Genomic DNA, 22450 nt, shown 5'->3' on the forward strand with positions numbered 1-22450 from the left:
GGCAGGGTATGAAAAAACGACAACAAGGGGTGGCGGCAGTTGAGCTGGCACTTACCCTTCCGCTATTGCTGGCGGTCTTCTTTGCGATCACGGAGTTTGGTCGCGCCATTTACACCTATAACACCCTCGCGAAAGCGACACGCGATGCCACAAGGTATCTGAGCACGCAGACCGCAGGTAATGCGAATGCATGGGCCACGGCAAGGAACCTAGTCGTGTACGGGACGCCATCACAGGGGAGCACGCCCCTTGTGCCAGGATTAACGACAGGTATGGTTGCCATCTGCGACGCCTCGGTGAACAGCTGCAAGGCATCAAACAAGAATCAGGGTAGCAACCCCCTGATCAATACCGTTACCGTGACCGTCAGCGGGTACGGCTTCACCCCGGTGCTGGACCTGCTCGCGTTCACCCGCTTCTATGCCGGTGGAACCTCAACACTGACTTCCATCACGTTCGGGAAAATTTCCACCACGATGAGGCAGTCCTATGAATAAGCGCCAGGATGGAGCGACGGTGGTGGAATTCGCCATCGTGGCGGTACTGTTCTTTTCGATACTGCTCGGTATCCTGGAGTTCGGACGGGTTCTCTATACCTGGAACGCTTCAGCCGAGGCTACCCGTTGGGGCGCAAGACAGGCGGTCGTCTGCAGCCAGGGATCGGGGTCGGTGCTATCAAAGATGCAGGCCATCATGCCCTCGCTCACGACATCCAACGTCTCGGTCAACTGGTACGATGCCAACGGCGCGGTGAGTACCACTTGTGACAGTTCGAGCTGCGGCGGCGTCGCAGTCAGTGTCACGGGTCTGACCATTTCGCCGGTTTCACCGGTTGCATGGATGGGATTCTCCAGTCTGGCAGTCCCGGGATTTTCCACATACCTGCCGCGCGAAATCATGGGGCAGGATCCGAACAGTGCCTCGGTGTGCGGTTGACGCCGGCACGCGGATTCAGCTCCGCGGACATCGTCGCCCCAAATGGCGTGGCGTCCTGGATGCTGCCTTGACGGCATCGTTGCCGCTATCTGTTGACTTCACAACTTCACGACAATGGGGCCCTTCCTTCGCGGGAACGATGGATACTTGGCATTGTCGTGAATATTGAAAAAATCAAAAGATGTCCGCGGTATAGCACCAATCAAAAGTTGGGTTTTCCGGCGCTCCCGTACGGCGGCTAATATAGCCGCGCGGATTGCAGATCACGCGCGAATTCTCGAGGCGGTAATCAAAGCTGGTATGCGTATGGCCGTGGATCCACAGGTCCGCCTGCGCCACCAGGTCAGGCCGTCGCGACAGGAAGCCACTTGATACCAGATCGTGCGAATAGCGCGGATCCAGGCTGCCAAGGTCGGGGCCGTGGTGGGTAACTACCACGGTCTTGCCCTCGAACGGACGGGCTAGCTGCTCCGCAAGCCAGGCAGAAGCCACCTCATGGCGGGCAAGCGCGTCTGCCGGCACGAAGTGCCGCAGGTGCCCGTCATCGCCACTGAGCTCGATCAGCCGGTGGTCCAGCATCACCGCGGAACAGGCCTGCATCGACGCCTCGCGCCGGTCGGCGCCGAACAGGCAGTAGTCGGTCCACCAGGTCGCGCCCAGGACGCGTACGCCTCCGTTGGCTCCCCTGAACTCCGCCACCGTGCCGTTGAGCAAATGCATGCGGGGATAGGCGGCGGCCGCATCCGCCATCAGCTGGTCGACGGCTTCGATATTGCCTTCGTAGTACTCATGGTTGCCGGGCACGTAGATCACCGGCTGGTCGAAGGTGCGCGCCGCCCAGTCGATGCCATCGCGGCCATTGGCGATATCGCCGGCCAGTATCACGATATCGGCCTCACAGGCCGGCACGTATTGCGGCATGAAATGCTCGATATGCAGGTCGCTCAGGATACGTAGTTTCATGGGGACTCCGGGCGAATTCATTCGGACTGCGCGCCGTGGCAAGGCGACGGTGCTTGAATTCTTAAGAATGCCGGCAATCAGGTCAAGTCCCCTGGATCGGTGCGATGCCGCAGAGAGCCTGCGCAGCAGGCGAAAAAGCCCGGAGCCAGGTCCGGGCAAAGACCGTCTTGCCGGCGTTGCACCGGGAGACAGCCGGGGGAACCGTTTGCGGCTACCCGATGACGCTATCCGGCTTGCCCTGTCATGGTCGGCATCAGTACTCGATAGATCTGGATGAATGCCGGGCCCAGCAGTACCAGAAGCAATGAAGGGAAAATGTTGAAGATCAGCGGAAACAGCAGCTTGAGCGCAATCTTGGCGGCCTTTTCTTCCGCTCGCAGACGGCGCTTGGTGCGCAGCATGTCCGACAGCACACGCAGCGAGTCGCACAGGCTGGTGCCGAAGCGATCGGCCTGGATCAGCATCGATGCAAACTTGTCGACGTCTTCCACGCCAGTGCGCAGTGAGAGATTGGTCAGTGCCTTCTCCTTGGAGAAGCCGGAGCGCAATTCCAGTAGCATCAACTGAAGTTCATCGGCAAGGACCGGGCAGCGCAGGGCCAGTTCGTCGGCCACGCGCATCAGCGCCGCGTCGAGGCCTAGGCCGGCTTCCACGCATACCGTCAGGAGATCGATGACGTCCGGGAACTCTTCGAATACCGCGCGCTGGCGTTCGGCTACTTTGCGTGACAGTACGGCGTTCGGCAGGTAATAGCCGATGGCGGCAAGCACCGTCAGCAAGCCAAGCATGCTGTGTTGCTCTTGCATTGCGTGATGGCTACTGGCCGCAACCAAACCGATCATCGGCAGGGCGATAGCAAGCACCGTCTTGGCGATAAAGTACAGCGGTGGGGCGCTTGCGCCGCGCCAGCCGGCATTCATGAAGCGCACTCGCAACTGCGACCCTTCCCATCCCTCCTTGGGCAGGGACAGGCGCGAGACAGGCTGTGCCCATTGCACCAGCTTGCGTACCCAGGCGTGCGCTTCGCCGGCGTCAACGCCTGGACCAACTGGCTGTCCCGCCTGGCCCGCCAACAGTTCGGCCCTGCCGCGCATTCTGTTGGGTGAGAACGCATAGAGCACGCCAAAAACGGTGCCGAATGCCGCGATGAAGATCAGCGCAAGCACGACAAGCTGCCCCGCCAGAAACCCCTGGATGATGCCTTGCATGATGGACTCCCGTCAGTCTGGCTGCCCAAGCCCTGTGTGTCGAAGCACTCTGCGATTCAAGTTCTGCCTGTGCGGCGGTGGTGTCATACCCGGATTCGGATGATCCTGCGCATCCACAGTACGCCGAACATCATCGACACCAGCGCGCCCCCGACCATCTTCAGGCCGACCGGGTCCTCCCAAAGCACCTTCATGAAGCCCGGGTTGATCATCAGGATGAGTCCTGCGGTGACAAAGGGAAGCAGGCCCAGGATCCACGCAGACAGGCGCCCCTCCGCGGACAGCACCCGGATCTTGGCGAACAGCTTCAGGCGATCCCGCACCATATTGCCGATGGTGTCGAGGATTTCCGCCAGGTTGCCGCCGCTTTCGCGCTGGATCAGAACCGCGATCACGAAGTAGCGCAGGTCGCCGACCGGTACCCGTACGGCCAGGTTGGTCATAGCTTCATCCAGCGCCACGCCGTAGTTGATTTCCTCGAAGGTCGTGCGGAACTCGGGGCCGATCGGCGCCTTCATTTCCTGGCCGACCATGCCGAGCGCGCCGCTGAACGCATGCCCGGCGCGTAGTGCGCGGGCGATCATGTCGACGGCATCGGGCAGCTGGGCTTCCAACTGCAGGATCCGCTTGGCGCGCTGGCGGGACACATGAAGGATCGGCAGGACCGCGGCCACCGCGGCGGCGACCAGCATCACCGGCATGGGCACCGGCGATACGGGGATCAGTGCGACTGTGCACAGTGCCACCGTCGCGCAGTACCCCAGCAACTGGGCCACCGACCACGAGCTGCCTGACTGCTCCAGCCAGCGGTCGAGCGTGCCGACACGGGGCATGCTCATCAGCCATTGCTGCATGCGCGGCGAGTCGGCGAGCAGCCGCTTCTTCAGGATGGACAACTGCTCGGCGCCGACCTGGCCCCCGGCGGACAGCGCCCGCAGCCGTGCCTCGATACGCTTGGCCGCCGCACCGTGCTTGCTGTTCCACCAGATGAAGACGCCCTCGACGCAGAGCACCACGGCCACGAACAGCAGGATGCCAAAGGCATAGAAGATCATGCTCATGAGTGTCTCCGCGTGGCGTTTTCGCTGTGGTATTCCGTGACTGCCTCAGACTTCATGGCGCTTGGCCGGATCGTAGGTATCGTCGGGCAGGCCCACGCCGAACACGCGCAGGCGTTCGGCGAATTTCGGGTACACCCCCGTGGCGCGGAAATGACCGCGGACGGTGCCGTCCTTGTCGACGCCGGTGCGCTGGAAGGTGAAGATCTCCTGCATGTTGATGATGTCGCCCTCCATGCCGGTGATTTCCGAGATGCTGATGATCTTGCGTCGGCCATCGGTCATGCGCGCGGCCTGGACGATGACCGTAATCGCCGATGCGATCTGTTGCCGCATGGCCTTGGCCGGCATGGTCAGTCCAGCCATGCTGACCATGTTCTCCAGGCGCGTCAGGGCATCGCGCGGCGTGTTGGCGTGGATGGTGGTCAGCGATCCCTCATGGCCGGTGTTCATGGCATTGAGCATGTCCAGTGCCTCGCCGCCGCGCACCTCGCCAAGGATGATCCGGTCCGGGCGCATCCGCAGCGCGTTGCGCACCAGCGCACGTTGCGTGATCTCGCCCTTGCCCTCGATATTGGGCGGGCGCGTTTCGAGCCGCAGTACATGGGGCTGGCGCAGCTGCAGTTCGGCCGCGTCCTCGATGGTGATCACGCGTTCGTCCTCGGGGATGAAGCCGGACAGGATGTTCAGCAGCGTGGTCTTGCCGCTGCCCGTGCCGCCCGATACCAGCACGTTGATCTTGGCCTTGGACAAGGCCTGCAGCAGCTGTGCCATCGGCGGCGTCAGGCTGCGCAGTTCCACGAGGTCAGAAACCTGGAGCGGATTGACGGAGAAGCGGCGAATCGACAGCAGGGGCCCGTCGATGGCCGACGGCGGAATGATGGCGTTGACGCGCGAGCCGTCCGGCAGGCGCGCGTCCACCATCGGGCTGGTTTCGTCGATACGGCGGCCCACGCGCGAGACGATCTTCTCGATGACCTTCATCAGGTGCGCATCGTCGTAGAACACCACGTCGGTCAGCTCGAGCTTGCCGCGTCGTTCCACATAGGTCTGGCGTCCCGTGTTGACGAGGATGTCCGAGACCGTGGGATCCTTCAGCAGCGGTTCCAGCGGGCCAAAGCCGAACATCTCGTCGTAGATCTCGACCGTCAGCTGGCGTCGTTCGTTGTCGTTGAGCAGGACTCTTTGCTCGTCGATGATCAGGTTCACCAGCGTGGCGATCTCCTGCCTCACCTGTTCTTGCGGGTAGCGCGCCAGGCGCTCGAGTTCGACCCGGTCCAGCACGGTTTCGTGCACTTCGCGCTTGAGGGCGTGGTAGCCCGGTGACGAAGTCCTGCCAGCCGGCGCAGCCGTCGTGAACTGGATCGCGCCATGGCCATTGGTCGTGAATGCAGGGCCGCCGCCGGCAAGCTGTTCGCGGATCGACATGTTGGGCTCCTTCGTTTGAATAGGGTTCAGCGCTGCCGGGCAGCCATCGTCAGGTGCTCTTGGTACGCAACATCAGGCGACGCAGTGGCGAAGCGGATTCGGCTTTGCCATGGCGGCCGTTCTCGGGCGGTGCGGCCAGTTGTGCGGCCATGCCCTGTAGCGCCCGGGTGATGGCGCTGCGCCGGCTCAGCTTGCCAACCGGTTCGCCGTGGCTCACGGCCTCTTCCACGGCCGACGGATCGTCGGGCAGGGTGACCGTCACCTTCATGCCGAGGATCTCTTCCATGGTTGCGCGCGGCACCTCGTTCTTGCGGCCCATGCGATTCAATACAACCTGAACCTTGCCTGCCGGGTAGTGCAGGGCGCGCAGGACGTCGAGCATGCGGCGGCTTGGCCGGCCGCACGCAACTACGGGCTCCGTGACCACGTAGATGCGCTCGCTCTGGTCCAGCATGCTGATCGACAAGGGATCGATGTTCTGACCCAGATCGAAGAGGATGAAGTCATAGTTCGGTTGCGCGACAGACAGGATCCACTCAAGCTTTTCCTTCTGGATCTTCGTGGCCTTGACCGGGTCCGTGGCTCCCGCGAGCAGGTCAAAGCCACTATCCACATGGACGACGCAGGCATCAAGGAAGGCCGCATCCAGGCGGTCGACCTGCTCGCAGACGTCAGGGAGCGTAGACGGCGGGGTCTTGTCGCTGACGATATGGGTCAGGTCACCAAAGTGCCGGTTGAGGTCCACCACCAGCACGCGTTTGCCATGTTGCCGGGCAATCGTGTCGCCGAGGTTGGTGGTGACAAAGCTGGTGCCCACGCCGCCCTTGCACGCAATGAGCGAGACGACCTGGGCGGCTTCCTGCGCGCGCGGCACATGGGTGGCTTCGACCCGCCTCAGCGCCTCGGCCAGTTGTGCCTTGTCCAGCGGCCAGGACAGCACGTCGCGGATGCCGGCGCGTATCACCTTGATCAGCACATCCGGTCCCGGTGCCTGCGTGACCAGGATGCAGGGCAGGTCGGCGTGTTGCTGGCGCAGGGCCTCGATGGACAGCATCTGCGCCGGGCCCAGATCCGGTAGCTCCACGATCAGCATGTCCGCCATGCGCAATCGGCTGGCATGGAACGGGAAGCGGGCCAGGCCCTCCTGAAGCGACATGGCCCGGAAGTTCCCGACTGCGGCACAGAGGCGGGTGATTTCGGCCAGCCGTTCGGTGTCTTCGGATGCGATCAGGATCTTCAGCATGGTGTCCTCGCGAATCTTTGTAACGTTATCCAGGGCAACTGCAATGGCTTGGCCGTGCTGGGTCAGCGCGACCCGCCCATGCCGCCGCCGCTCATGCCCACGCCGCCGTAGCCTCCTGCCCCGAAGTCAATGCCGAACCCCCCGGTCGTGCCGCCCATCGGCTGCATACGGATCAGCGAGCGGTCGAGGTTCCTCATCGCGGCCACCGCAGTCTTGCCGTCGGTGCCGGTGACGGTCGGCAGGCCGGCCGGCGCGTCGGGGTTGATGATCTGCATCTGCGTGACCGTGGCGAGCGCCACGCCGCGCTGGCCGTCCCACACCGGGGTGGTGGTCATGCAGGCCGACAGTCCCAGGCAGGACAGGGTGCCCAGCACCAGGGCGGCGGCGCCGCGCGGAAGCTTCGAGATCTTGTTCATGGTCGTTCTCCGGTTTGCTGGTGGCGCGGCGACTCAGTTGCTGCTTGATGCGGTGCCGCCGGCCATTGCCGTGGCGTTCGTCCGGGCCTGCGCCAGGCGTGTGGCGGTGGCTTCGATGCGGGCGATGCGCGCGGTGGTGTCCTCAGGCGGCGGCAGCGCCGCCACGCTGCGTGCGGGTGCGTCGGCCCGCTTCGGTGCCGCTGCCGCCGGCTGCGGGGCAGACGGAGCCGGTGCGGCGGGTGTCGCAGGGGGCGGCGCCGCTACCGCGGGCGACTCCTCCAGCGGCCGGCCATTCGGCATGGCCGAGATCGACGTGGTCGGGGCAACTTCGCTGCGCGGGGCCGACGGCGCGGTGGCGGGCGCAGCGGCTGGCGCGGCAGGCTGCGACGGGGCCGGCGCGGGAGCGGGCGGCGCATTGCGGTGGCCTTCCATATTGCCCATGAAGTACAGGGAGAACGGGTCAGGCGTGGTGAAGCTGTCGGTCGGCAGCGGGTAGTTGTTGGTCGGCATCGGCTTGACCAGGCGCGGCGTGATGATGAACACCAGTTCGGTCAGGTCCTGCTGGTACTGGGTGCTGCGGAACAGCGTGCCCAGCACCGGCACTTCGCCGGCGCCCGGGAGGGCCTTGAGCGAACCGCGCGCGCTGTCCGTCAGCAGGCCGCCGATGGCGAAGCTTTCGCCATCACGCATCTGCACGGTGGTGGAGGCGCGGCGGGTGGTGATGAGCGGAAGCACGGTCTGTCCCGCCAGGCTGCTGCCACTGACGGTGGCGCCGGTGGGCGACAGCTCGGACACTTCCGGCGCCACCTTCAGGTGGATGCGGCCATTGGCGAGTACCGTCGGCGTGAACTTCAGCCCCACACCGAACTCTTCTTCCTGCAGCGTGACTGTGCCGGCGCCATTCAGCACGTTCGCCTGCGCCACCGGGATGTAGATCTTGCCGCCGGCGAGGAAGCTGGCTTCCTGGCCGCTGATGGTGACGAGGTTCGGCTCGGCCAGGATCTTGACCAGGCTGTCGTTCTTCTGCGCGTCGATTGCAAACTGGAAGGGCTTGTTGTTGGCCTTGCTGCCGAAGATCGCCGCCGAAGCACCGGTCAGCAGCGATGTCACCAGCCCACCGCTCCAGGAGCCGAAGCCGCCTTGCAGGTTCACTGCCGAGCCGAGCTGGTTCAGCAGTGTCTTCGAGACCTCAGCCACCTTCACTTCCAGCATCACCTGTTGCGGCGTGTCCACCGACAGCATGTTCAGCACGCCGCCCTTCTTGTTGGCGTCGCCATTGGCGCCCTGCGCCGCATTGGCATAGGCCTGCGCGATGTCCATGGCCTGCAGGGCCGCCTGCGCATTGCTGACACTGCCGGTCAACACCAGGTTGTCCGCGGCGGTCATCACCCGGATGCCGGGTTCGCCGGGCAGGAGCTGGCCGATCGAGGTCTGCAGCCCGCCGGCGTCGGCGTTGACCACGACGTTGATGATGCTGCAGCTGCCGCTGCGGCCCTGCACGATCATGTTGGTGGTTCCCACCGCGCGCCCCAGTACATAGAGCGTCTGCGGCGCCACCATCGTGGCCTGCACCACGTTCGGGTTGCCCAGAGTGCGATTGCGCACCGGCTCCTGCAGCGTGATCAGCTGCGACTTGCCGACCGGAACGATCACGCTCGACTCGTGGCGGACCGCGCCGGTGCAATTGGGACCGCGCGCGTCCGCGGGCGGCACCGGCGCCGTGGGCCCGACCGGCGCAGTGCCGGCAGGCGCCATGCTGATGGTCATCTGCATCGGCGCCTGGGGCGCCTTGGCCGCGGCGGGTGCGGTGGCCCTGGTCAGGTTGCCGGCCTCGATGGCGGCTTGCGCCGCTGCGGCCAGCGGCGTGCAGAGGATGGCAGCCAGCACCAGGATGCGGGTGCCGCAGGCGGCTTCGGATCGTTTCTGGTTCATTTTGAATCTCCCCCCGGAGAGGCTGTGTCGCAGCTCAAAGTTCGTCGATGCCGTGCGGTACGAGGTCAGAAGCACTCGACGCCGCCCTGGATGCCTGCCAGCACGCCGACGCAGTTGCCCGCATGCGGCTGTGCCGCCACCGTGCGGGTCTTGACCACGGTGCGCGTTTGCGTCTGCGTGACCACCTTGACCTGCGGCGCTTCAGGCGCCTTGCCCAGCAGCGTGCCCTTGGTCGCCCCGCCGGTATTGATGTCGGCCACGTCCATCTGGTTGCGCAGCACCAGCGACAAGGTCCCCACGCTCCGCGCCACGTCCAGCTTCTCGGCCTGGTCGGGCGTGACCTCCAGCGTCACCGCGTTGACGACCTTCGGCTGGGTGTCGTCGCGGCTGACCTGCTGGGCCACGGCCAGCACCAGGATCTTCTCGAGCACGATCTTCGAGATGCTGTTGTTCTGCGTGTTCTTGGCTTCCTCGTTGGTATTGACGATCACGTCGACGTAGTTGCCCGGCAGCGCGAAGCCGGCCACGCCCACCACATCGTTGACACGCACCGTGATGGCCCGCTTGCCGTCGTTGATGACAGCGGACAGTCCGCCCTTGGTTCCAACGGGTGCGAGCTTGGCGTCAAGAACGGGTTCGCCGCGCTGCAGGCTGGTCCGGACCACGCGGCCTTCGAGCAATTTCAGGTCTTCAAATGCACCGGGCGGCACGCTGGCCGTGGGCCAGTTGACCAGGCGCAACTGGCTGCCATTCAGCGGCTGCCCCAGATTCAGGTCGTTGGCAGCCACCACCACCTGTTTGACGGAATTGGACGATTGCTCCATGAGCCATCGCGACGCCGATACCACGGCCGCCACGCCGGCGAGCAGGGCAATCAGCAGCATCAGGATTGCGCGTGTGTTCTTCATGATGACTCTCCCCTAGAAATTCCGTGTTGGCTGGGTCTGTTCAGCTTGCCGCGCGCTGATCGAGGGACCAGTGACGACTACTGCTGGCCGATAGCATGGCGTCGGCCGAGGTCCGCAGTCCGTAATAGGCTTGCCACGCAGCCAGCAATCCCTCCTGGGTGACTTGTGGCGCATGGCCGTGATAACGCACGCCCGAAGCAACCAGGCGCAGCAGGTCCCGCGGGAGGCAGGCCAGCAGCGGCGTGTCGCTCTCGTAATGCAGGCTGTCGACCAGGAATTCGAAAATGGGCTCAGCGCTGGTCAGTCCGAGGTCTGCGACCGTGCGCTGGTACACTTCGCGGTAGTCATCGACCGACAGCGGCCCCACGTAGAGCTTGCTGCCGAGACGGCGCAGGAAGGCGTCGTCGCCGAGCGCCGATGGCTCCAGGTTGGTCGAGAACACAGGCCAGACGTCGAATGGCACCGAGAAGCGCACGCCGGTCTGTAGCGTGAACATGTCGACGGACCGGTCGAGCGGCACGATCCAGCGGTTGAGCAGGGCATCGACGCCAACGAGCTGCCTGCCCAGGTCATCGACAATGTAGATGCCATTGTTGGCCTTCATGTGCGGTGGGGCCTGGTAGAAGCCAGCGGTGCGGTCGTAGCGCAGATCCAGCATGGACAGCGTGAGCTCGCCACCTGTCAGCACCACCGGGCGGTGGCACAGGACCCAGCGACGATCCAGCGACCGGCGTGCCAGCGACGCCTCGCCGTCACTGAAGGGCACGTGAACCAGGGGGTCGAAGATCTGGATGATTTCGCCGGCAACGGTGATGGCATGCGGCACGGGCACCGCGCCCGGCAGCAGCATGCCCAGGCGTTGCGCGAGGTAAGTCTTACCGCTGCCGGGGGGGCCGTAGATCATGAGCGCGCGGCAGGTGTTCAGCGCCATGCCGATCGCGTCCAGCAAATGGACCGGGATCACAAGGTCATGGAAGGCCGCGGTGACGTCGGCCTTGGTAACCGAACCATGGCTGACCGAGTGGTGCTTGACGGCCTCGACGTAAGCATCGAGGCTGACGGGCGCCGGGCCGTTGTAGCTGCAGCGCGCGGATGCCTCGGCGGCGCGCGTGTAGCCCGCATCGGTAAGGCGGAAGCGTACGTCGAGATCGCTGGCGCCCCGGTGAGCGATCTCCAGCAGGCGCTCGCGCACCGCGACAGCGGCGATTTCGTTGACCACCGCTCCAGGAAGCTTCAGCGTGTCGGTCAGCACTGCCAGCGTCACCGTGCGGTGCAGGTAAGCGGCCTTCATCAGCAAGCCGAGCAGCTGGGCGACTTCCAGGCCGGTATCGGCGATGGTACGCGGGAGCACATGCCAGGGAGGCAGGGACGTCGTGCCATGGTCGGCATTGGCGCTTCTCGCCGTGACGGACTCGAGGAGCCGTGGCGCGTGACCCGTGTCGTGATGGTCATTCATTACCGTCCCCTGTTTGCAGATCTTTTCGTCCTGTTGCCTCGAGGCCCCGGCCACTGGCTGGGGCAACTGTGTGATCTATGTCATTTACCGGCAAAGAGCATGGCCAGCGTGCCGGCAGCAATCGCTACGCCGTACGGCATGGTGCCGGCGGATCTTTTGGAGTCGGGTTGCTGCGGACTGGAGCCTGGCAGTACCGCGGCGAGCAGCATGTGGCCGACGCGGTGCAATGTCGATCGGGCCTGCCGGGCAGCGAGGATCAGTACCAGCGCCCACGCCCCGCCGATCACGAAGGTTGCCAGCGCGACCTTGAGGACCATGCCGGTGCCAAGCCATGCGCCCACGGCTGCCATGAGCTTGACGTCGCCGGCAGCCATTCCGCGCGTCAGGTAGAAGGGCAGGATGACGCCGAAGCCGGTCAGCCAGCCGAGCGCCCAGGCCGCCGCACCGGCGGGCACGCCGTGCATGGCGGTTTGCATGGGCAGGGCGGCGATCCAGGCGCCGAACGTGAGCCAGTTCGGAATGCGACGGCGATGCAGGTCGATTGCCGCGGCGGTCAGCACGACCACGATGATGATAGGGCCGATGAATGGAGTGAGCGTAGCGGTGGCGGACATAGCGTGTGCGGATTCGTGTCGTGGCCGGGCGCCTGTCAGGACGCCGTCGGCATCTTGGAGGCGATCATCTGGTAAAGAGACTGAACCGAATCACCCAGCATGCTGACCCCACCTACGATCGCCATGGCCAGCAATGCCCCGATCAATGCGTATTCGATGGACGTGACTCCGCGCTCGTCGCATAGCAACCTTTTCCATACGGCATCGAGAGTTGGCATGCTGGTCTCCGATATCGGGCGTTAAATCTGGTGCTGCGGGCGTGGACCGCGTTGCGGTCCACGCTTTGTGCAGCTTCGACTGCCGATATGTCAGGTTTTCAGCTGGCTGCCAATATAGTTGAAGACGTTGTTGAGGCTGCTCCCGACACTTGTCACCGCGGCAATGATTGCCACCGCAATGAGGCAGGCAATCAGACCGTACTCGATCGCGGTAACGCCATCTTCATCGTGAATAAACTGCTTCATCGAACGGGTGATGGTTTCCATGGCTATCTCCTTAGTTAAGAGAAGGTTTGCTGCGTTGCTAGGTAGCCTGCTGCGGACATGCTGAAGCGCAGCGGAGTAAGACTTATGTGTTGGCATGGAACTGGTCCGTGCCGGGAAGTCCGGTGAAGGGCGGGGCGCAGATGGCGCAGGCATGGAATGCCCAGCGACCCGGACCGTTGTGTGTGTCTCTGGTTCTGCGTCCATGCCGCCGGCGCTCGGCCGATACATGCATGCAGCGCGCGGCGTGTTGTGTATAGCCTGCGCGGTCCGTGCGGCGGTACGGCGCGCTGGCACCCAGGCGCCTGGCGGCAGCGAAGCAGTCGTTCCGGTGCGACAGTACAAGCTGGCGGACAACAGGCATTTCAAGGCTCCCCGAATATTTTGCTGGCGGCTGGCTACGCCGACAGTGCGGCAACCTGATGGTGACTGCGATGCCGCGTGCCATGGCATAGGCAAATCGTGGGCCAGCCGGGACGAAACCGTTGTCCCACAAGGCTTTCCGGTATGCATGTCGCGATTGCCGGTTGACTCCCCGGCGCAAAAGCCGGGATTTTGCCGAGCTTCGTTGCCACTCGGAAACGCGCGCGGCATGAGTCGATCTGGATGGCGCGACCAATGGATTAAGGCACTCCGGGGCGAACCATGCGCAACCAAGCGAAATCACGGAGTTTCATCAGCCAAAAGCATGAGCCTGCGGGGCAGACATTGCGCAATACCTCCGGCGATTGGAGGACTCGATGGATTTCCTTGGAAGAAACCAGGCGCAGGGGTTGCCCTGATGGATGAAGGCATAACAGTCCAGGTCAGCGTTTCCGGTTAGAAACATCAGGAGGGCCGCGCGGTAGCGCATGCTCACGGTGAAGAGATGGCCTTATCCCCCGCGAACCATTGCGGTATCGGCGATTGCGGGCAAGGCGGTCCGAACGATTCAGGATGGAAACATCGTTGCCGAATGAACTGCCAAACACGTGGAGCACGCTTTCAATGACGTACCTAGACGCTTGCTTTTCTGCAATGGCACGACAACACTGAGGGCGGAGGTGATCGTTGGCGATGCTCCTGAAAGAAGGTTTGCAGCGCTAACCTCTAGCGCCGTGACGAGCGGCTCGAATCGTGAGTCCACCATGCCAGGCCGACACAGCGAAGGTCAGGCGGCGCGACCGTTGTTGATCCCGAATGTGAGTTCCGGAAGCGACTGACATGGCCATTCAGAACATTGCCGACGGCAAGCAACTGGTCCGCCAGTCAGATGGGCATTGGCTCGACGTATGCCGGCTGCGCTTCTACGCGGGCGCTGCGCTCTTTTCTTATGCAGCATTCTTCGGAATCTGGATATTCCATGCCTGGGTGCTGGCCGTTCCCGGGCTCTTCCCGCCAGGGGGAGACTTCGTTGTCTTCTGGAGTGCCGCGAGCGTGGCGCTCGAGCACGGTCCGCTAGCCCCGTACAACCTTGACCTGCTGCAGGTCAAGGAGCTCTCCGTGACGCCCGGTCTTCAGCTCGGTGATGGCAAGTGGCCGTGGCTGTATCCGCCGACATACCTGCTAACCCTCTTGCCACTCGGCTTTGTGTCCTACGGGATCGCTGCCTCCATATTCGTGCTGGGCGGCTTGTGCTGGTATGGGTGGGCGATGCACCGGACCTTGCCATGGCGAAGCGCCTGGATCGGGGCAATGGGGTTTCCGGGGGTTGCCGTTGCCGTCGGGACGGGTCAGAACTCGCTGTGGCTAGCCGGTACCACTGGCCTGGCGCTGACACTGCTACATCGACGACCCATGGTTGCCGGAATGTTGTTCGGGCTTGTCACGGTCAAGCCACATCTCGCTGTGGTACTGCCTATTGCATTGCTGTGCGCCCGTGAGTGGCGAGCGCTGTTGGGGATGGCTGCCAGCTCGACAGCGTTGACGGCACTGACGCTTGTCTGCTTCGGTGTCGAGCCCTTTATTGCCTTCCTGAAGGGAGCCGGTTACGCTCGCGCGTTAATCGAGGAGGGGTGGGGAATACTGATGCGGATGCCAACGATGTTTGCGGCCACCAAGTTGCTGTTTGGAGGCGTTGTATTTCCGTATGTCGTGCATGGCGTATTTTCGTGTGCGGCGGGCGCATCGGTGATCTATGCATGGTCGCGTCCGTGCAGCTTTGCACTGCGTGCGGCGGTAATGTCGATCGCGTTGCTGCTGATTTCTCCTTACCTGTACGACTATGACCTGGCATTTCTGGGCATTGCCATGGCGTGGTTGGGCGTCCATGCCCATCGTTGCGGATGGCTGACTGGCGAACGCGAGTTGCTGCTCGTGCTTTGGTTGCTGCCTCTGTATGGACTGCTGGCGGGAGAGTGGATTGGGGTTCAACTGATGCCACTCGGGCTGATCCTCGCACTGGCGCTTGGCGTGTGGCGGATCCGGATGGAACGGGCGAGTATGGTATTGCACGATGCCTGACGTGCGAATGCGAACCGGCAGCGCAGCAAGACAATAGAAACGGGGAGCGATGAGCCTGGCGCAGACTGGAGCTGCAGGGCGTCCAATTCCACAACCTCGACATGTTCGGGGCTCATGGCGGCATGATCGTTGCATAGCTCTGAGAGCAAAGGACTTTTGCCACGGATTCCGTGGCTCGCCCTGTCGTAGACCTCCCCGCTCTCTTGGGTGCGTGGTACCTGCGCCTCCAAGGGCATGCGGAAAAGGCTTTGGCAATTTGAGTGACGACCCAATCATGGCGGCGTGGGTACGGGCCACAACGCTCCGGGAGAGAATCATGTCGGGTCCATACGATTTCAGAGTGCTCTCGCTGGTTGTGCCTTGCTACAACGAGTCCGACAGCATCGCGCGTTTCTTCGATACCATCGTGCCGATTCTCGAATCCATCGATCGGATGCGGTTCGAGATCGTGCTGGTGAACGACGGCAGCACGGACGACACGCTGGACCAGATGCTTGCGTATGCGCACCGCGACGAGCGTGTGCGCGTGTTGGACCTGACGCGGAATTTCGGCAAAGAGGCCGCGTTGACTGCCGGGCTCGACGAAGCCCTGGGCGATGCCGTCATTCCCATGGACGTGGACCTGCAGGACCCGCCATCGTTGATCCCGGAGCTTGTCGCGCGCTGGCGAGAGGGTGCGGAGGTGGTGCTCGCGCAACGGAGCAGCCGCGAGTGCGATTCCTGGCTGAAGCGCGCAACGGCGACTGCATACTACAGCATCCACAACCGGCTATCTGACCTGAAGCTGCCCGAGAATGTCCACGATTTCCGCCTGATGGACCGCGTGGTGATCAACGCGCTCAAGCAGTTGCCGGAGCGGCATCGCTTCATGAAAGGCCTGTTTGCGTGGGTAGGCTACAAGACGTCCATCGTTCGCTACGAGCGTGAGCCGCGCAGCGCGGGCCGCTCGAAGTTCTCGGGTTGGCGCTTGTGGAACCTTGCGCTCGAAGGCATTACCAGCTTCAGCACGCTTCCGCTGCGCAGCTGGACCTATATCGGGCTGCTGATCGCTGTCAGCGCCTTTATTTACGGCACCTTCATCGTGGCGCGAACGCTGATTTTCAGGGTGGATGTTCCCGGCTATGCATCACTGCTTTCCGTGGTGCTGTTCCTCGGCGGTATCCAGCTGATCGGACTTGGCGTGGTCGGCGAGTATATCGGCCGGATCTACGATGAAGCCAAGGGGCGGCCGATCTACCTGATACGGCGCCGCTACCAGGAGGTTGGCCGGGATCGGCAACTCGCTTCCGGCCGGCGGGTGATCCGGCTTGAGCGCGGGCATGCCGGCAACGGCCGTTGATCAGTGCCGGGGCTGGCCTATTTCCGATGGGTCCAGCTCCGTTGCGCCACATACGTGAAGGCGGGCACCATCAGCACGACGCAGGCAAGTCCTGTCCAATAGCTGGCGCCCAGGGACTGTGCGCTCCATGAAATGCCCATGGTCAGGCCCAGCCCTAACAGCGATACGCCGGCAAAGCGGCCCAGGGTCCGGTGATGCAGCCGCGATGAAAAGCTCCACAGCGTGTTGAGAAGATAGGAGCAGGCGGTCGCGCACAGGAAGGCCACGCTGTTTGCCGTGACCGGTGAAGTTCCCATTGCGCTGATCAGTGTGGCAGCAACGACGACATGGACGCCGGTCGAGCTTGCGCCGGCTACCAGGAACCGCGCGACCTGGCGGAACTCGCTCGTGCTGACTGCTGCGCTCACGATGCCCGGACGATCGCCATCAGCGAGATGCCGAACGGCAGTGACCGGCTTGAAAGCCAGTGGCGCTCCGTGCTGAACAGTGCGTGCAGTGCGTTGTTGATTGACCGGGCCGGAACGCCGGCACCGGTAGCCTTTTCGCTGCCGCGCAGCTGGTCGCTGAGGCGAGCGGTGATGGCCAGCGGCGACAGGAGGGTGTTGAAGTAGCTGATCCGCTCCATGCGCAAACCGCAACAGCTGACCAGTGCCTGCAGCGATCCTTTGCTGTAGCGCCGCTGGTGATGCAGGAAGACGTCGTGGCGGCTCCATAGCCACTGGTATGCCGGCACGGTGACCAGCACCGCTCCGCCAGGCTTCAGCATTCTCGCCGCGCAGTCGAGGGCGCCGTCATCGTCGGCGATGTGTTCCAGGCAACCCAGCAGGCAGACGAGGTCAAAGCTGCCCTCCGCAAACGGCATGTCGTCCGGGCAGCGGCCGCTGCGGATGTCGTAGGCACCCCCGGTCTTTTCACGTGCCAGTTGCAGGGCCGTGTCATCCATTTCCACAGCGCTGACTTTGCCGAATTGCGAGAGCATGTCCAGGTTGCCGCCGGTCCCCGACCCGATTTCCAGGATGGAGGCGTCAGGCGGCAACGCCAGGCCGGACAGGACGGTGGCGAGGATGTCGCGCCGCCCGCGGAACCACCAGTGGCCGGCTTCAGTGTCGGCCATTTCAAGATAAGCATCAGGGGACATGGGACGATTCCTCGAAAGTCGGTCAGGTCAGCCCTGCACGCATACCAGGCCGAAATCGCCCTTCTTCACCTGCAGCTTGTAGTCCCGCATCAACCTGAACAGCGTCACGCGCGAGATCCCCAGCTCTGCCGCGACATCGATCAGGCGCTCATGGTTGCGCTGCAGCGCCTCCACGATCGCGCCCTGCTCGGCGGCCTCGCGGATCGCCGCCAGCGTCAGCGGCCGTTCCTCTGCCGGTGAGGCCAGCTCCAGGTCTTCCGGCTGGATCACCCCGTCTTCGCACATTGCCGCCGCGTGGCGGATGCGGTTGATCAGCTCGCGCACGTTGCCGGGCCAGTCATGTTGCTGGATCGCGCGCAGCGCCGTCGGCGAGAAGCCGCGGATGCGGTTTGGCGACTGCTTGCGCACGCTGGCGAGCATATGCTCGGCGAGCAGCATGAGGTCGCTGCCGCGCTCGCGCAACGGCGGCTGGCGCACGCGCAGCACGCACAGGCGGTGGTACAGGTCGCCGCGGAACCGTTCGGCGGCGATGGCCGCTTCCAGGTCGACGTGGGTGGCGGAGACGATGCGTACGTTCACCTCGATGGATTCGGTGCCGCCCAGACGCTCGATCCGGCCCGTTTCCAGGAAGCGCAGCAGGCTGGTCTGGCTTTCCAGCGGCATGTCGCCGATTTCGTCCAGGAACAGCGTGCCGCCCTGGGCCATTTCGATGCGACCGAGCTTGCGCTTGGCCGCGCCCGTGAACGCGCCGCGCTCATAGCCGAACAGTTCCGACATGAGCAGCGTGGGCGGGATGGCGGCGCAGTTGACGGCGACAAAGGGCTTCTGCGCGCGCTCGCTGGCACGGTGGATCGCCTGCGCGGCGAGTTCCTTGCCGGTCCCCGATTCACCCGAGATCAGCACGGGAGTGTCCCAGAGCGATACCTTCTCGATGCCGCGAAACAGTGCCTGCATGGCCTGGCAATTGCCGATCATGCCGTCCGGACGCGTGCTGTCTGCCGCCCTGCGCTGCGCCGCGGGGCGCATCTGCGCGATGCCTTGTGCGTGGCCGAGCGAGTGCGTCAGCTGCGCCAGGTCGAACGGCGCGGTGTAGTAGTCGACAAAGTAAAGGCCGAGCAGGCGGCGTGCCGCATCGCTTAGCGCGTCGCGGCTGGCGACGAGGCCGATCCAACTGAGCAGCGGATGGGACAGCCAGGGCTCGAAGGACTCCAGCTCGGTGTCGCTGAACCCGCTGTGGACATCGAGCAGCGCGGCACAGGCTTGTGGATTGTGCGAAAGCGCTTCGAGTTCATGGAGGCTCGACGCAAAGCTGATCTTCCAGCCGCGTTGCGAAAGAGCCCTGCACAGTGTGGCGTCGTGATGCTGCGACAAGTAGAGCAGCGGACGATTGGCGTAAGCGCTCATAACGATTTCCCCGGATTTTTTTATTGACGAAACCGATGCCAGCGGTTGCCGGACACCGGATTCGGTGGCCCTCAGGCCCGCTCCGGCCGCGCGTCGATGCTGCGTCGGCCAGGCGTATTTCCCGAATTCTGTTTTTGGCCAGGCCCGCTGTGCGGGCCTGGCTATACCCCTTGTGATCCCGGCGCACCGGCATCCCGCTCTGTTCGCGGTCCCCATCGCCGCCATGGTCGTCCATGGCTGGCTTTGACTTTCCAGGTTGCACGGGCCGCCCGCGCTGGCGCGGCCCGTGGTTTCCTGAAAGACCTCACCTGTTCTTCCCGGCTCAGACCGCAACGGTATGCGTCGGTGCGAGCCATTCCCTGCAGCGCGGCCCTGCGCTTACAGCACCAGCCCGATTCCCGCCCTGGGAAGCGGGGGTCGTTCTGAAACTGATCTCCCTCGAACGTTTGCCAGTGTGTTGGCGCTTCGGTTTCAGACTTCCCCAAATCCGGGCTTCATGTTCGCGTGGACATATTCGCGACGAACGTGCCAGATCCGGGTAACCATATGAAACTAAAGGGGAAACTCGGATGTGATGGGATTGTTGGGCGAACCGGGCCGCCAAAGCGTTTCATTTCTGTTACTGCTGAGGCCGCTGGGCAATGACTTGAGTCACGGACTCGCAGTGCAAACGACACGCATACTCATCCTTTTGCGGCTGAAGGGACATTTCCGCCAGGCAAGTCCCTCCCGATGAGGGGGGTGCGCTGTTCGAAACGCCAGAGCGCCAAGACACCGGCTCTGCCTGCAACAGGGGCATCAAAATGGTTTCATGTCCTTAACAAGGAACGGAAGCGATTACACGGTAGAGCACAACGCCCACAGTGTTATCCCTGAGGGCCCTGCGGTGTTGTGGCTTCCTTTGATCCTGGCGTGGCGCGCAGTGGCGGTGCGATGACACGCCTTTGCACGAGTCGTGGCATGAGCCGCCCATCCATATCTCATCTTTAAGGATGGGATGGGTAGAAATTGCACGGTAGCTGGCATGACCGGGCAAATCGGTTGCATCCGTGAAACTGGTGCGACGGAGAAGGGGCCGGACCGGTTCCGGCACGGTAATGGTGCCTTTGTACCGGCGCTGATTAGCTGAGCTGCCGGATCAGACGAATGACGCGTACTCCTAACATTGGGCGTCAAAAACATTTCAGGAGTGATACATCCGGGCGTTACCAGGTGCAGCCGAGCCCGCCGCCGCCGCTTCCTGGCGCACCAGTTCCTGCAGCCACGCACGGAACTGCTCGATGGCTTTCTCGCGGCGATTGCCCGCGCGCCAGATGACCCAGTCATGCAGGATTGACGGAATACGGGTGCTGAAAATGGCGGCGGGTATCTTTCGTTGGCCATGCACCGCCATGGCGGCGACAATCCTGGCCATGACGATGACCGCTCCACCCAACCTTTCTTCTGCGACCCGGCAGGCAAAGCCAGCTTCCAATGCCCGCTGGCGCGTGCTTGCCGTGTTTTCGCTGGGCTTCCTGGTGTCCTACGTGTTCCGTGGGGTCAACCTGGGGTTCGCGCCGTAACTGACGCGCGAACTGGGCCTCGGCGCCGGCGATCTGGGACTCCTGACGAGTTTCTATTTTCTTGGCTTTGCCTGCGCGCAACTGCCGGCGGGCATCCTGCTGGACCGCTATGGCCCGCGCCGTACCGAGGCCGCGATGTTGCTGGCGGCGGTGGCCGGCTCGCTGGTATTCGCGCTCGCGCCTGGCATGGCGGGGCTGGCCGCTGGCCGGATGCTGATTGGTGCAGGCGTGTCGGTCTGCCTGGGCGCGGCGATCCAGGCGTTGTCGATGTGGTTCCCCTTGTCGCGCATGCCGCTGCTCAATGGCGTGGTGATGGCCATTGGCGGCCTGGGCGCGGTGCTCGTGGGCACGCCGCTGTCCTGGCTGCTTTCTGTGGCGGACTGGCGCATGGTCAGTGCCGGGCTGGCGGGCGTGACCTTCGCGATGGCGGTGCTGCTGTGGTTCGGCGTGCCTGACAAGCCGCGCTCCGGCAAGGAAAGCCTGCGCGAGCAGTTGCGCGGCACGCGCCAGATCCTGGCCAGCGAACGTTTCTGGCGCGTGGTGCCGCTGACGCTCCTCAACCAGGGCGTATTCCTGGCCGTGCAGACCTTGTGGGTGGGCGCCTTCCTGCGAGACGTCGGCGGCTTCGGCCCGGCCACCAGCGCGCGGCTGGTGTCGGTGATCGGCATTGCCATGATGGCGGGCTGCGTCGGTTCAGGGTGGGCCGCGCGACACCTCGAGCGGGCGGGCATCAGCCTGTATGCCTTTGCCGGCGCCGGCATGACCGCGTTTATCGTCGTGCAGGTGCTGCTGCTGGCACAGGTGCCACTGCCACCGGTGCTGCTGTGGGCGGCTTACGGGGTGTTCGGCTCGAGCGGCATCCTGACCTACGCCGTGCTGGCGCGCAGCTTTCCCGACGCGCTGATCGGCCGCGCCACCACGGCGCTGACGCTGACGGTGTTCTTGGCGACCTTTGCATGCCAGGTGGGCGTGGGCTTCGTGCTGGATCTGTGGCCGGCCAGCGGCGGGCACTATCCCACGGAGGCACACCTGGTGGCGTGGAGTGGGCTGGTCGTGCTGCAGGCGCTGGCGGCGGCGTGGTACGCCATGGGGGCACGGCGCCCCCCGTTGATCGGCGGAGGGTTCAGTAAATGCCAGGCAGTACGCGAAACCGTACCTTCTCGCGATACTGGCGGTATTCGGGATCGTCGGATAACAGCGCTTCCTCCCGATGGATCCGCATGACCTGCAGCATGCACAGTCCTGCATAGACCAGAAGGTTCTGCATTCCGAAATTCGTCAGCAGAAAGCCAATATCGGCGGTGAGATAGCTCAGGTAGATCGGATGGCGCATGAAGCGGTAGGCGCCGCTCGAAACGATTCCCCGATTCGCCGGCAGGATTCCGAACGAGAAACGCAGCGAAAGCTTCGCGTAGATTTGCCAGGCAATCCCTGCGACCTGCAGGACGGCGCCAAATGCCTCCGGAGCCAGATGCGCGCCAGGCGCCAGTTCTATGCCAACGAAATAGTATGTGCCGCCCAGCGAGCAGAGCACGGTGATCGGTCTCCAGTCTCGCTTCTTGGGGACTCTGGCAAACAGGCTCAGCCCGAGGGTAAGGCAACTCGCCAGAACCAGGAGCAAAAGGGTGATTCGCGATGGGTCCGTCAGCCAATGCTGGATCGCTCCATATGCGAAAGCTCCAAGCAGTATTGCAGTAGTGGTTCTTAGCACCAGCTCCAGGACCAGTTCGCGGAGGTCTGTCTTGGGCGCGGTGCTCGCTTGCACCGTGTCAGCTAGGATTTCTGGCATAGTTCCCCCGTTCTGGCGGAGGTCAGCGCTCCGCCTTTTTTTCACTGAGTGTCGTTGTGCAATCAGCTTAGTCGGGGCACGCTCGGCGCCATATCGGGCAAAGGTATGTTTCGCGCGTGAACAGGTACCGAG

The 22450-nt window shown here is 63.6% G+C and carries 21 protein-coding genes and 1 pseudogene; 5 read left to right on the forward strand and 17 right to left on the reverse strand.

The genetic code is table 11. The annotated features are described in order from the left end of the window. The first annotated feature begins 8 nt into the window (after positions 1-8). The gene (locus KHO22_RS11085) at positions 9-497 is read left to right on the forward strand and encodes a TadE/TadG family type IV pilus assembly protein (RefSeq protein WP_211947194.1); all 489 of its coding nucleotides are present in this window, start codon (positions 9-11) and stop codon (positions 495-497) included. After that, a complete protein-coding gene (locus KHO22_RS11090) occupies positions 490-936 on the forward strand; it encodes a TadE/TadG family type IV pilus assembly protein (RefSeq protein WP_211947195.1) in 447 nt (148 codons plus the stop codon). Before KHO22_RS11085 ends, KHO22_RS11090 begins: the two co-directional genes overlap by 8 nt. A 174-nt stretch (positions 937-1110) precedes the next feature. Here KHO22_RS11090 and KHO22_RS11095 read toward each other — a convergent pair whose 3' ends face one another. The 12 genes from KHO22_RS11095 to KHO22_RS11150 all read right to left on the reverse strand — a co-directional run bounded on the left by KHO22_RS11095 (position 1111) and on the right by KHO22_RS11150 (position 12647). After that, positions 1111-1899: a metallophosphoesterase gene (locus KHO22_RS11095; protein WP_211947196.1), complete on the reverse strand. Its 789-nt coding sequence runs from the start codon at positions 1897-1899 to the stop codon at positions 1111-1113. A 224-nt stretch (positions 1900-2123) separates the two neighbouring features. Further along, positions 2124-3107 (reverse strand): type II secretion system F family protein, encoded by a 984-nt coding sequence (locus KHO22_RS11100; RefSeq protein WP_211947197.1) that lies wholly within the window; start codon positions 3105-3107, stop codon positions 2124-2126. A gap of 83 nt (positions 3108-3190) precedes the next feature. Continuing rightward, positions 3191-4168: a type II secretion system F family protein gene (locus KHO22_RS11105; RefSeq protein ID WP_211947198.1), complete on the reverse strand. Its 978-nt coding sequence runs from the start codon at positions 4166-4168 to the stop codon at positions 3191-3193. 45 nt (positions 4169-4213) lie between these two features. Further along, positions 4214-5593: a TadA family conjugal transfer-associated ATPase gene (locus KHO22_RS11110; protein WP_211947199.1), complete on the reverse strand. Its 1380-nt coding sequence runs from the start codon at positions 5591-5593 to the stop codon at positions 4214-4216. Between the two features lie 49 nt (positions 5594-5642). Then, positions 5643-6836 (reverse strand): CpaE/TadZ family protein, encoded by a 1194-nt coding sequence (locus KHO22_RS11115; RefSeq protein ID WP_211947200.1) that lies wholly within the window; start codon positions 6834-6836, stop codon positions 5643-5645. 62 nt (positions 6837-6898) lie between these two features. Beyond that, complete coding sequence (locus KHO22_RS11120; protein WP_211947201.1) at positions 6899-7252, reverse strand: hypothetical protein; 354 nt, start codon at positions 7250-7252, stop codon at positions 6899-6901. 33 nt (positions 7253-7285) lie between these two features. Continuing rightward, entirely contained in the window at positions 7286-9184 is a 1899-nt protein-coding gene (locus KHO22_RS11125; RefSeq protein WP_211947202.1) for a type II and III secretion system protein family protein, read from the reverse strand. 65 nt (positions 9185-9249) lie between these two features. Then, on the reverse strand, positions 9250-10092 hold the full coding sequence (gene cpaB / locus KHO22_RS11130; RefSeq protein WP_211947203.1) for a Flp pilus assembly protein CpaB: 843 nt from the start codon (positions 10090-10092) through the stop codon (positions 9250-9252). Positions 10093-10132: 40 nt separating this feature from the next. After that, positions 10133-11548 (reverse strand): ATP-binding protein, encoded by a 1416-nt coding sequence (locus tag KHO22_RS11135; protein WP_211947204.1) that lies wholly within the window; start codon positions 11546-11548, stop codon positions 10133-10135. Positions 11549-11628: 80 nt separating this feature from the next. Then, positions 11629-12162, reverse strand: a complete 534-nt coding sequence (locus tag KHO22_RS11140) for an A24 family peptidase (protein ID WP_211947205.1) — start codon at positions 12160-12162, stop codon at positions 11629-11631. 35 nt (positions 12163-12197) lie between these two features. Further along, the gene (locus KHO22_RS11145) at positions 12198-12380 is read right to left on the reverse strand and encodes a Flp family type IVb pilin (protein WP_211947206.1); all 183 of its coding nucleotides are present in this window, start codon (positions 12378-12380) and stop codon (positions 12198-12200) included. A 90-nt stretch (positions 12381-12470) separates the two neighbouring features. Continuing rightward, positions 12471-12647, reverse strand: a complete 177-nt coding sequence (locus KHO22_RS11150; RefSeq protein ID WP_211947207.1) for a Flp family type IVb pilin — start codon at positions 12645-12647, stop codon at positions 12471-12473. Between the two features lie 1200 nt (positions 12648-13847). On the opposite strand from KHO22_RS11150, the gene KHO22_RS11155 reads away from it, so the two are divergent. Together KHO22_RS11155 and KHO22_RS11160 are read left to right on the forward strand one after the other, a co-directional pair. Further along, on the forward strand, positions 13848-15086 hold the full coding sequence (locus KHO22_RS11155; protein WP_211947208.1) for a glycosyltransferase family 87 protein: 1239 nt from the start codon (positions 13848-13850) through the stop codon (positions 15084-15086). 316 nt (positions 15087-15402) lie between these two features. Continuing rightward, positions 15403-16425, forward strand: coding sequence for a glycosyltransferase family 2 protein (locus tag KHO22_RS11160; protein ID WP_211947209.1), 1023 nt, complete (start codon positions 15403-15405; stop codon positions 16423-16425). Between the two features lie 17 nt (positions 16426-16442). Here KHO22_RS11160 and KHO22_RS11165 read toward each other — a convergent pair whose 3' ends face one another. The 4 genes from KHO22_RS11165 to KHO22_RS32840 all read right to left on the reverse strand — a co-directional run bounded on the left by KHO22_RS11165 (position 16443) and on the right by KHO22_RS32840 (position 20441). Beyond that, positions 16443-16832: a GtrA family protein gene (locus KHO22_RS11165; protein WP_211947210.1), complete on the reverse strand. Its 390-nt coding sequence runs from the start codon at positions 16830-16832 to the stop codon at positions 16443-16445. After that, positions 16829-17563: a class I SAM-dependent methyltransferase gene (locus tag KHO22_RS11170; RefSeq protein WP_211947211.1), complete on the reverse strand. Its 735-nt coding sequence runs from the start codon at positions 17561-17563 to the stop codon at positions 16829-16831. The genes KHO22_RS11165 and KHO22_RS11170 overlap by 4 nt, the downstream gene beginning before the upstream one ends. A 27-nt stretch (positions 17564-17590) precedes the next feature. Further along, positions 17591-18967, reverse strand: coding sequence for a sigma-54 dependent transcriptional regulator (locus KHO22_RS11175; RefSeq protein ID WP_211947212.1), 1377 nt, complete (start codon positions 18965-18967; stop codon positions 17591-17593). Positions 18968-20150: 1183 nt separating this feature from the next. Further along, positions 20151-20441, reverse strand: coding sequence for a hypothetical protein (locus KHO22_RS32840; RefSeq protein WP_420839594.1), 291 nt, complete (start codon positions 20439-20441; stop codon positions 20151-20153). Between KHO22_RS32840 and KHO22_RS11185 the strand changes: the two are divergent. Then, a pseudogene (locus tag KHO22_RS11185) lies at positions 20386-21630 on the forward strand (MFS transporter); the annotation flags it as partial. The gene KHO22_RS32840 and the pseudogene KHO22_RS11185 overlap by 56 nt on opposite strands. Before the next feature lie 22 nt (positions 21631-21652). Here KHO22_RS11185 and KHO22_RS11190 read toward each other — a convergent pair. After that, a complete protein-coding gene (locus KHO22_RS11190) occupies positions 21653-22384 on the reverse strand; it encodes a methyltransferase family protein (protein ID WP_420839592.1) in 732 nt (243 codons plus the stop codon). Between the last annotated feature and the right edge of the window lie 66 nt (positions 22385-22450).

It is taken from the genome of Cupriavidus yeoncheonensis, from assembly GCF_905397275.1.
In the GTDB taxonomy this organism is placed as follows: domain Bacteria; phylum Pseudomonadota; class Gammaproteobacteria; order Burkholderiales; family Burkholderiaceae; genus Cupriavidus; species Cupriavidus yeoncheonensis.

Bases quoted from the DNA above. Each gene is read 5' to 3' on its own strand.
- KHO22_RS11175 (WP_211947212.1), bottom strand. From the start codon at position 18,967: ATGAGCGCTTACGCCAATCGTCCGCTGCTCTACTTGTCGCAGCATCAC.
- KHO22_RS11150 (WP_211947207.1), bottom strand. From the start codon at position 12,647: ATGGAAACCATCACCCGTTCGATGAAGCAGTTTATTCACGATGAAGAT.
- KHO22_RS11090 (WP_211947195.1), top strand. From the start codon at position 490: ATGAATAAGCGCCAGGATGGAGCGACGGTGGTGGAATTCGCCATCGTG.
- KHO22_RS11115 (WP_211947200.1), bottom strand. From the start codon at position 6,836: ATGCTGAAGATCCTGATCGCATCCGAAGACACCGAACGGCTGGCCGAA.
- KHO22_RS11125 (WP_211947202.1), bottom strand. From the start codon at position 9,184: ATGAACCAGAAACGATCCGAAGCCGCCTGCGGCACCCGCATCCTGGTG.
- KHO22_RS11135 (WP_211947204.1), bottom strand. From the start codon at position 11,548: ATGAATGACCATCACGACACGGGTCACGCGCCACGGCTCCTCGAGTCC.
- KHO22_RS11160 (WP_211947209.1), top strand. From the start codon at position 15,403: ATGTCGGGTCCATACGATTTCAGAGTGCTCTCGCTGGTTGTGCCTTGC.
- KHO22_RS11085 (WP_211947194.1), top strand. From the start codon at position 9: ATGAAAAAACGACAACAAGGGGTGGCGGCAGTTGAGCTGGCACTTACC.
- cpaB (WP_211947203.1), bottom strand. From the start codon at position 10,092: ATGAAGAACACACGCGCAATCCTGATGCTGCTGATTGCCCTGCTCGCC.
- KHO22_RS11140 (WP_211947205.1), bottom strand. From the start codon at position 12,162: ATGTCCGCCACCGCTACGCTCACTCCATTCATCGGCCCTATCATCATC.
- KHO22_RS11110 (WP_211947199.1), bottom strand. From the start codon at position 5,593: ATGTCGATCCGCGAACAGCTTGCCGGCGGCGGCCCTGCATTCACGACC.
- KHO22_RS11170 (WP_211947211.1), bottom strand. From the start codon at position 17,563: ATGTCCCCTGATGCTTATCTTGAAATGGCCGACACTGAAGCCGGCCAC.
- KHO22_RS11095 (WP_211947196.1), bottom strand. From the start codon at position 1,899: ATGAAACTACGTATCCTGAGCGACCTGCATATCGAGCATTTCATGCCG.
- KHO22_RS11100 (WP_211947197.1), bottom strand. From the start codon at position 3,107: ATGCAAGGCATCATCCAGGGGTTTCTGGCGGGGCAGCTTGTCGTGCTT.
- KHO22_RS11145 (WP_211947206.1), bottom strand. From the start codon at position 12,380: ATGCCAACTCTCGATGCCGTATGGAAAAGGTTGCTATGCGACGAGCGC.
- KHO22_RS11105 (WP_211947198.1), bottom strand. From the start codon at position 4,168: ATGAGCATGATCTTCTATGCCTTTGGCATCCTGCTGTTCGTGGCCGTG.
- KHO22_RS11155 (WP_211947208.1), top strand. From the start codon at position 13,848: ATGGCCATTCAGAACATTGCCGACGGCAAGCAACTGGTCCGCCAGTCA.
- KHO22_RS11120 (WP_211947201.1), bottom strand. From the start codon at position 7,252: ATGAACAAGATCTCGAAGCTTCCGCGCGGCGCCGCCGCCCTGGTGCTG.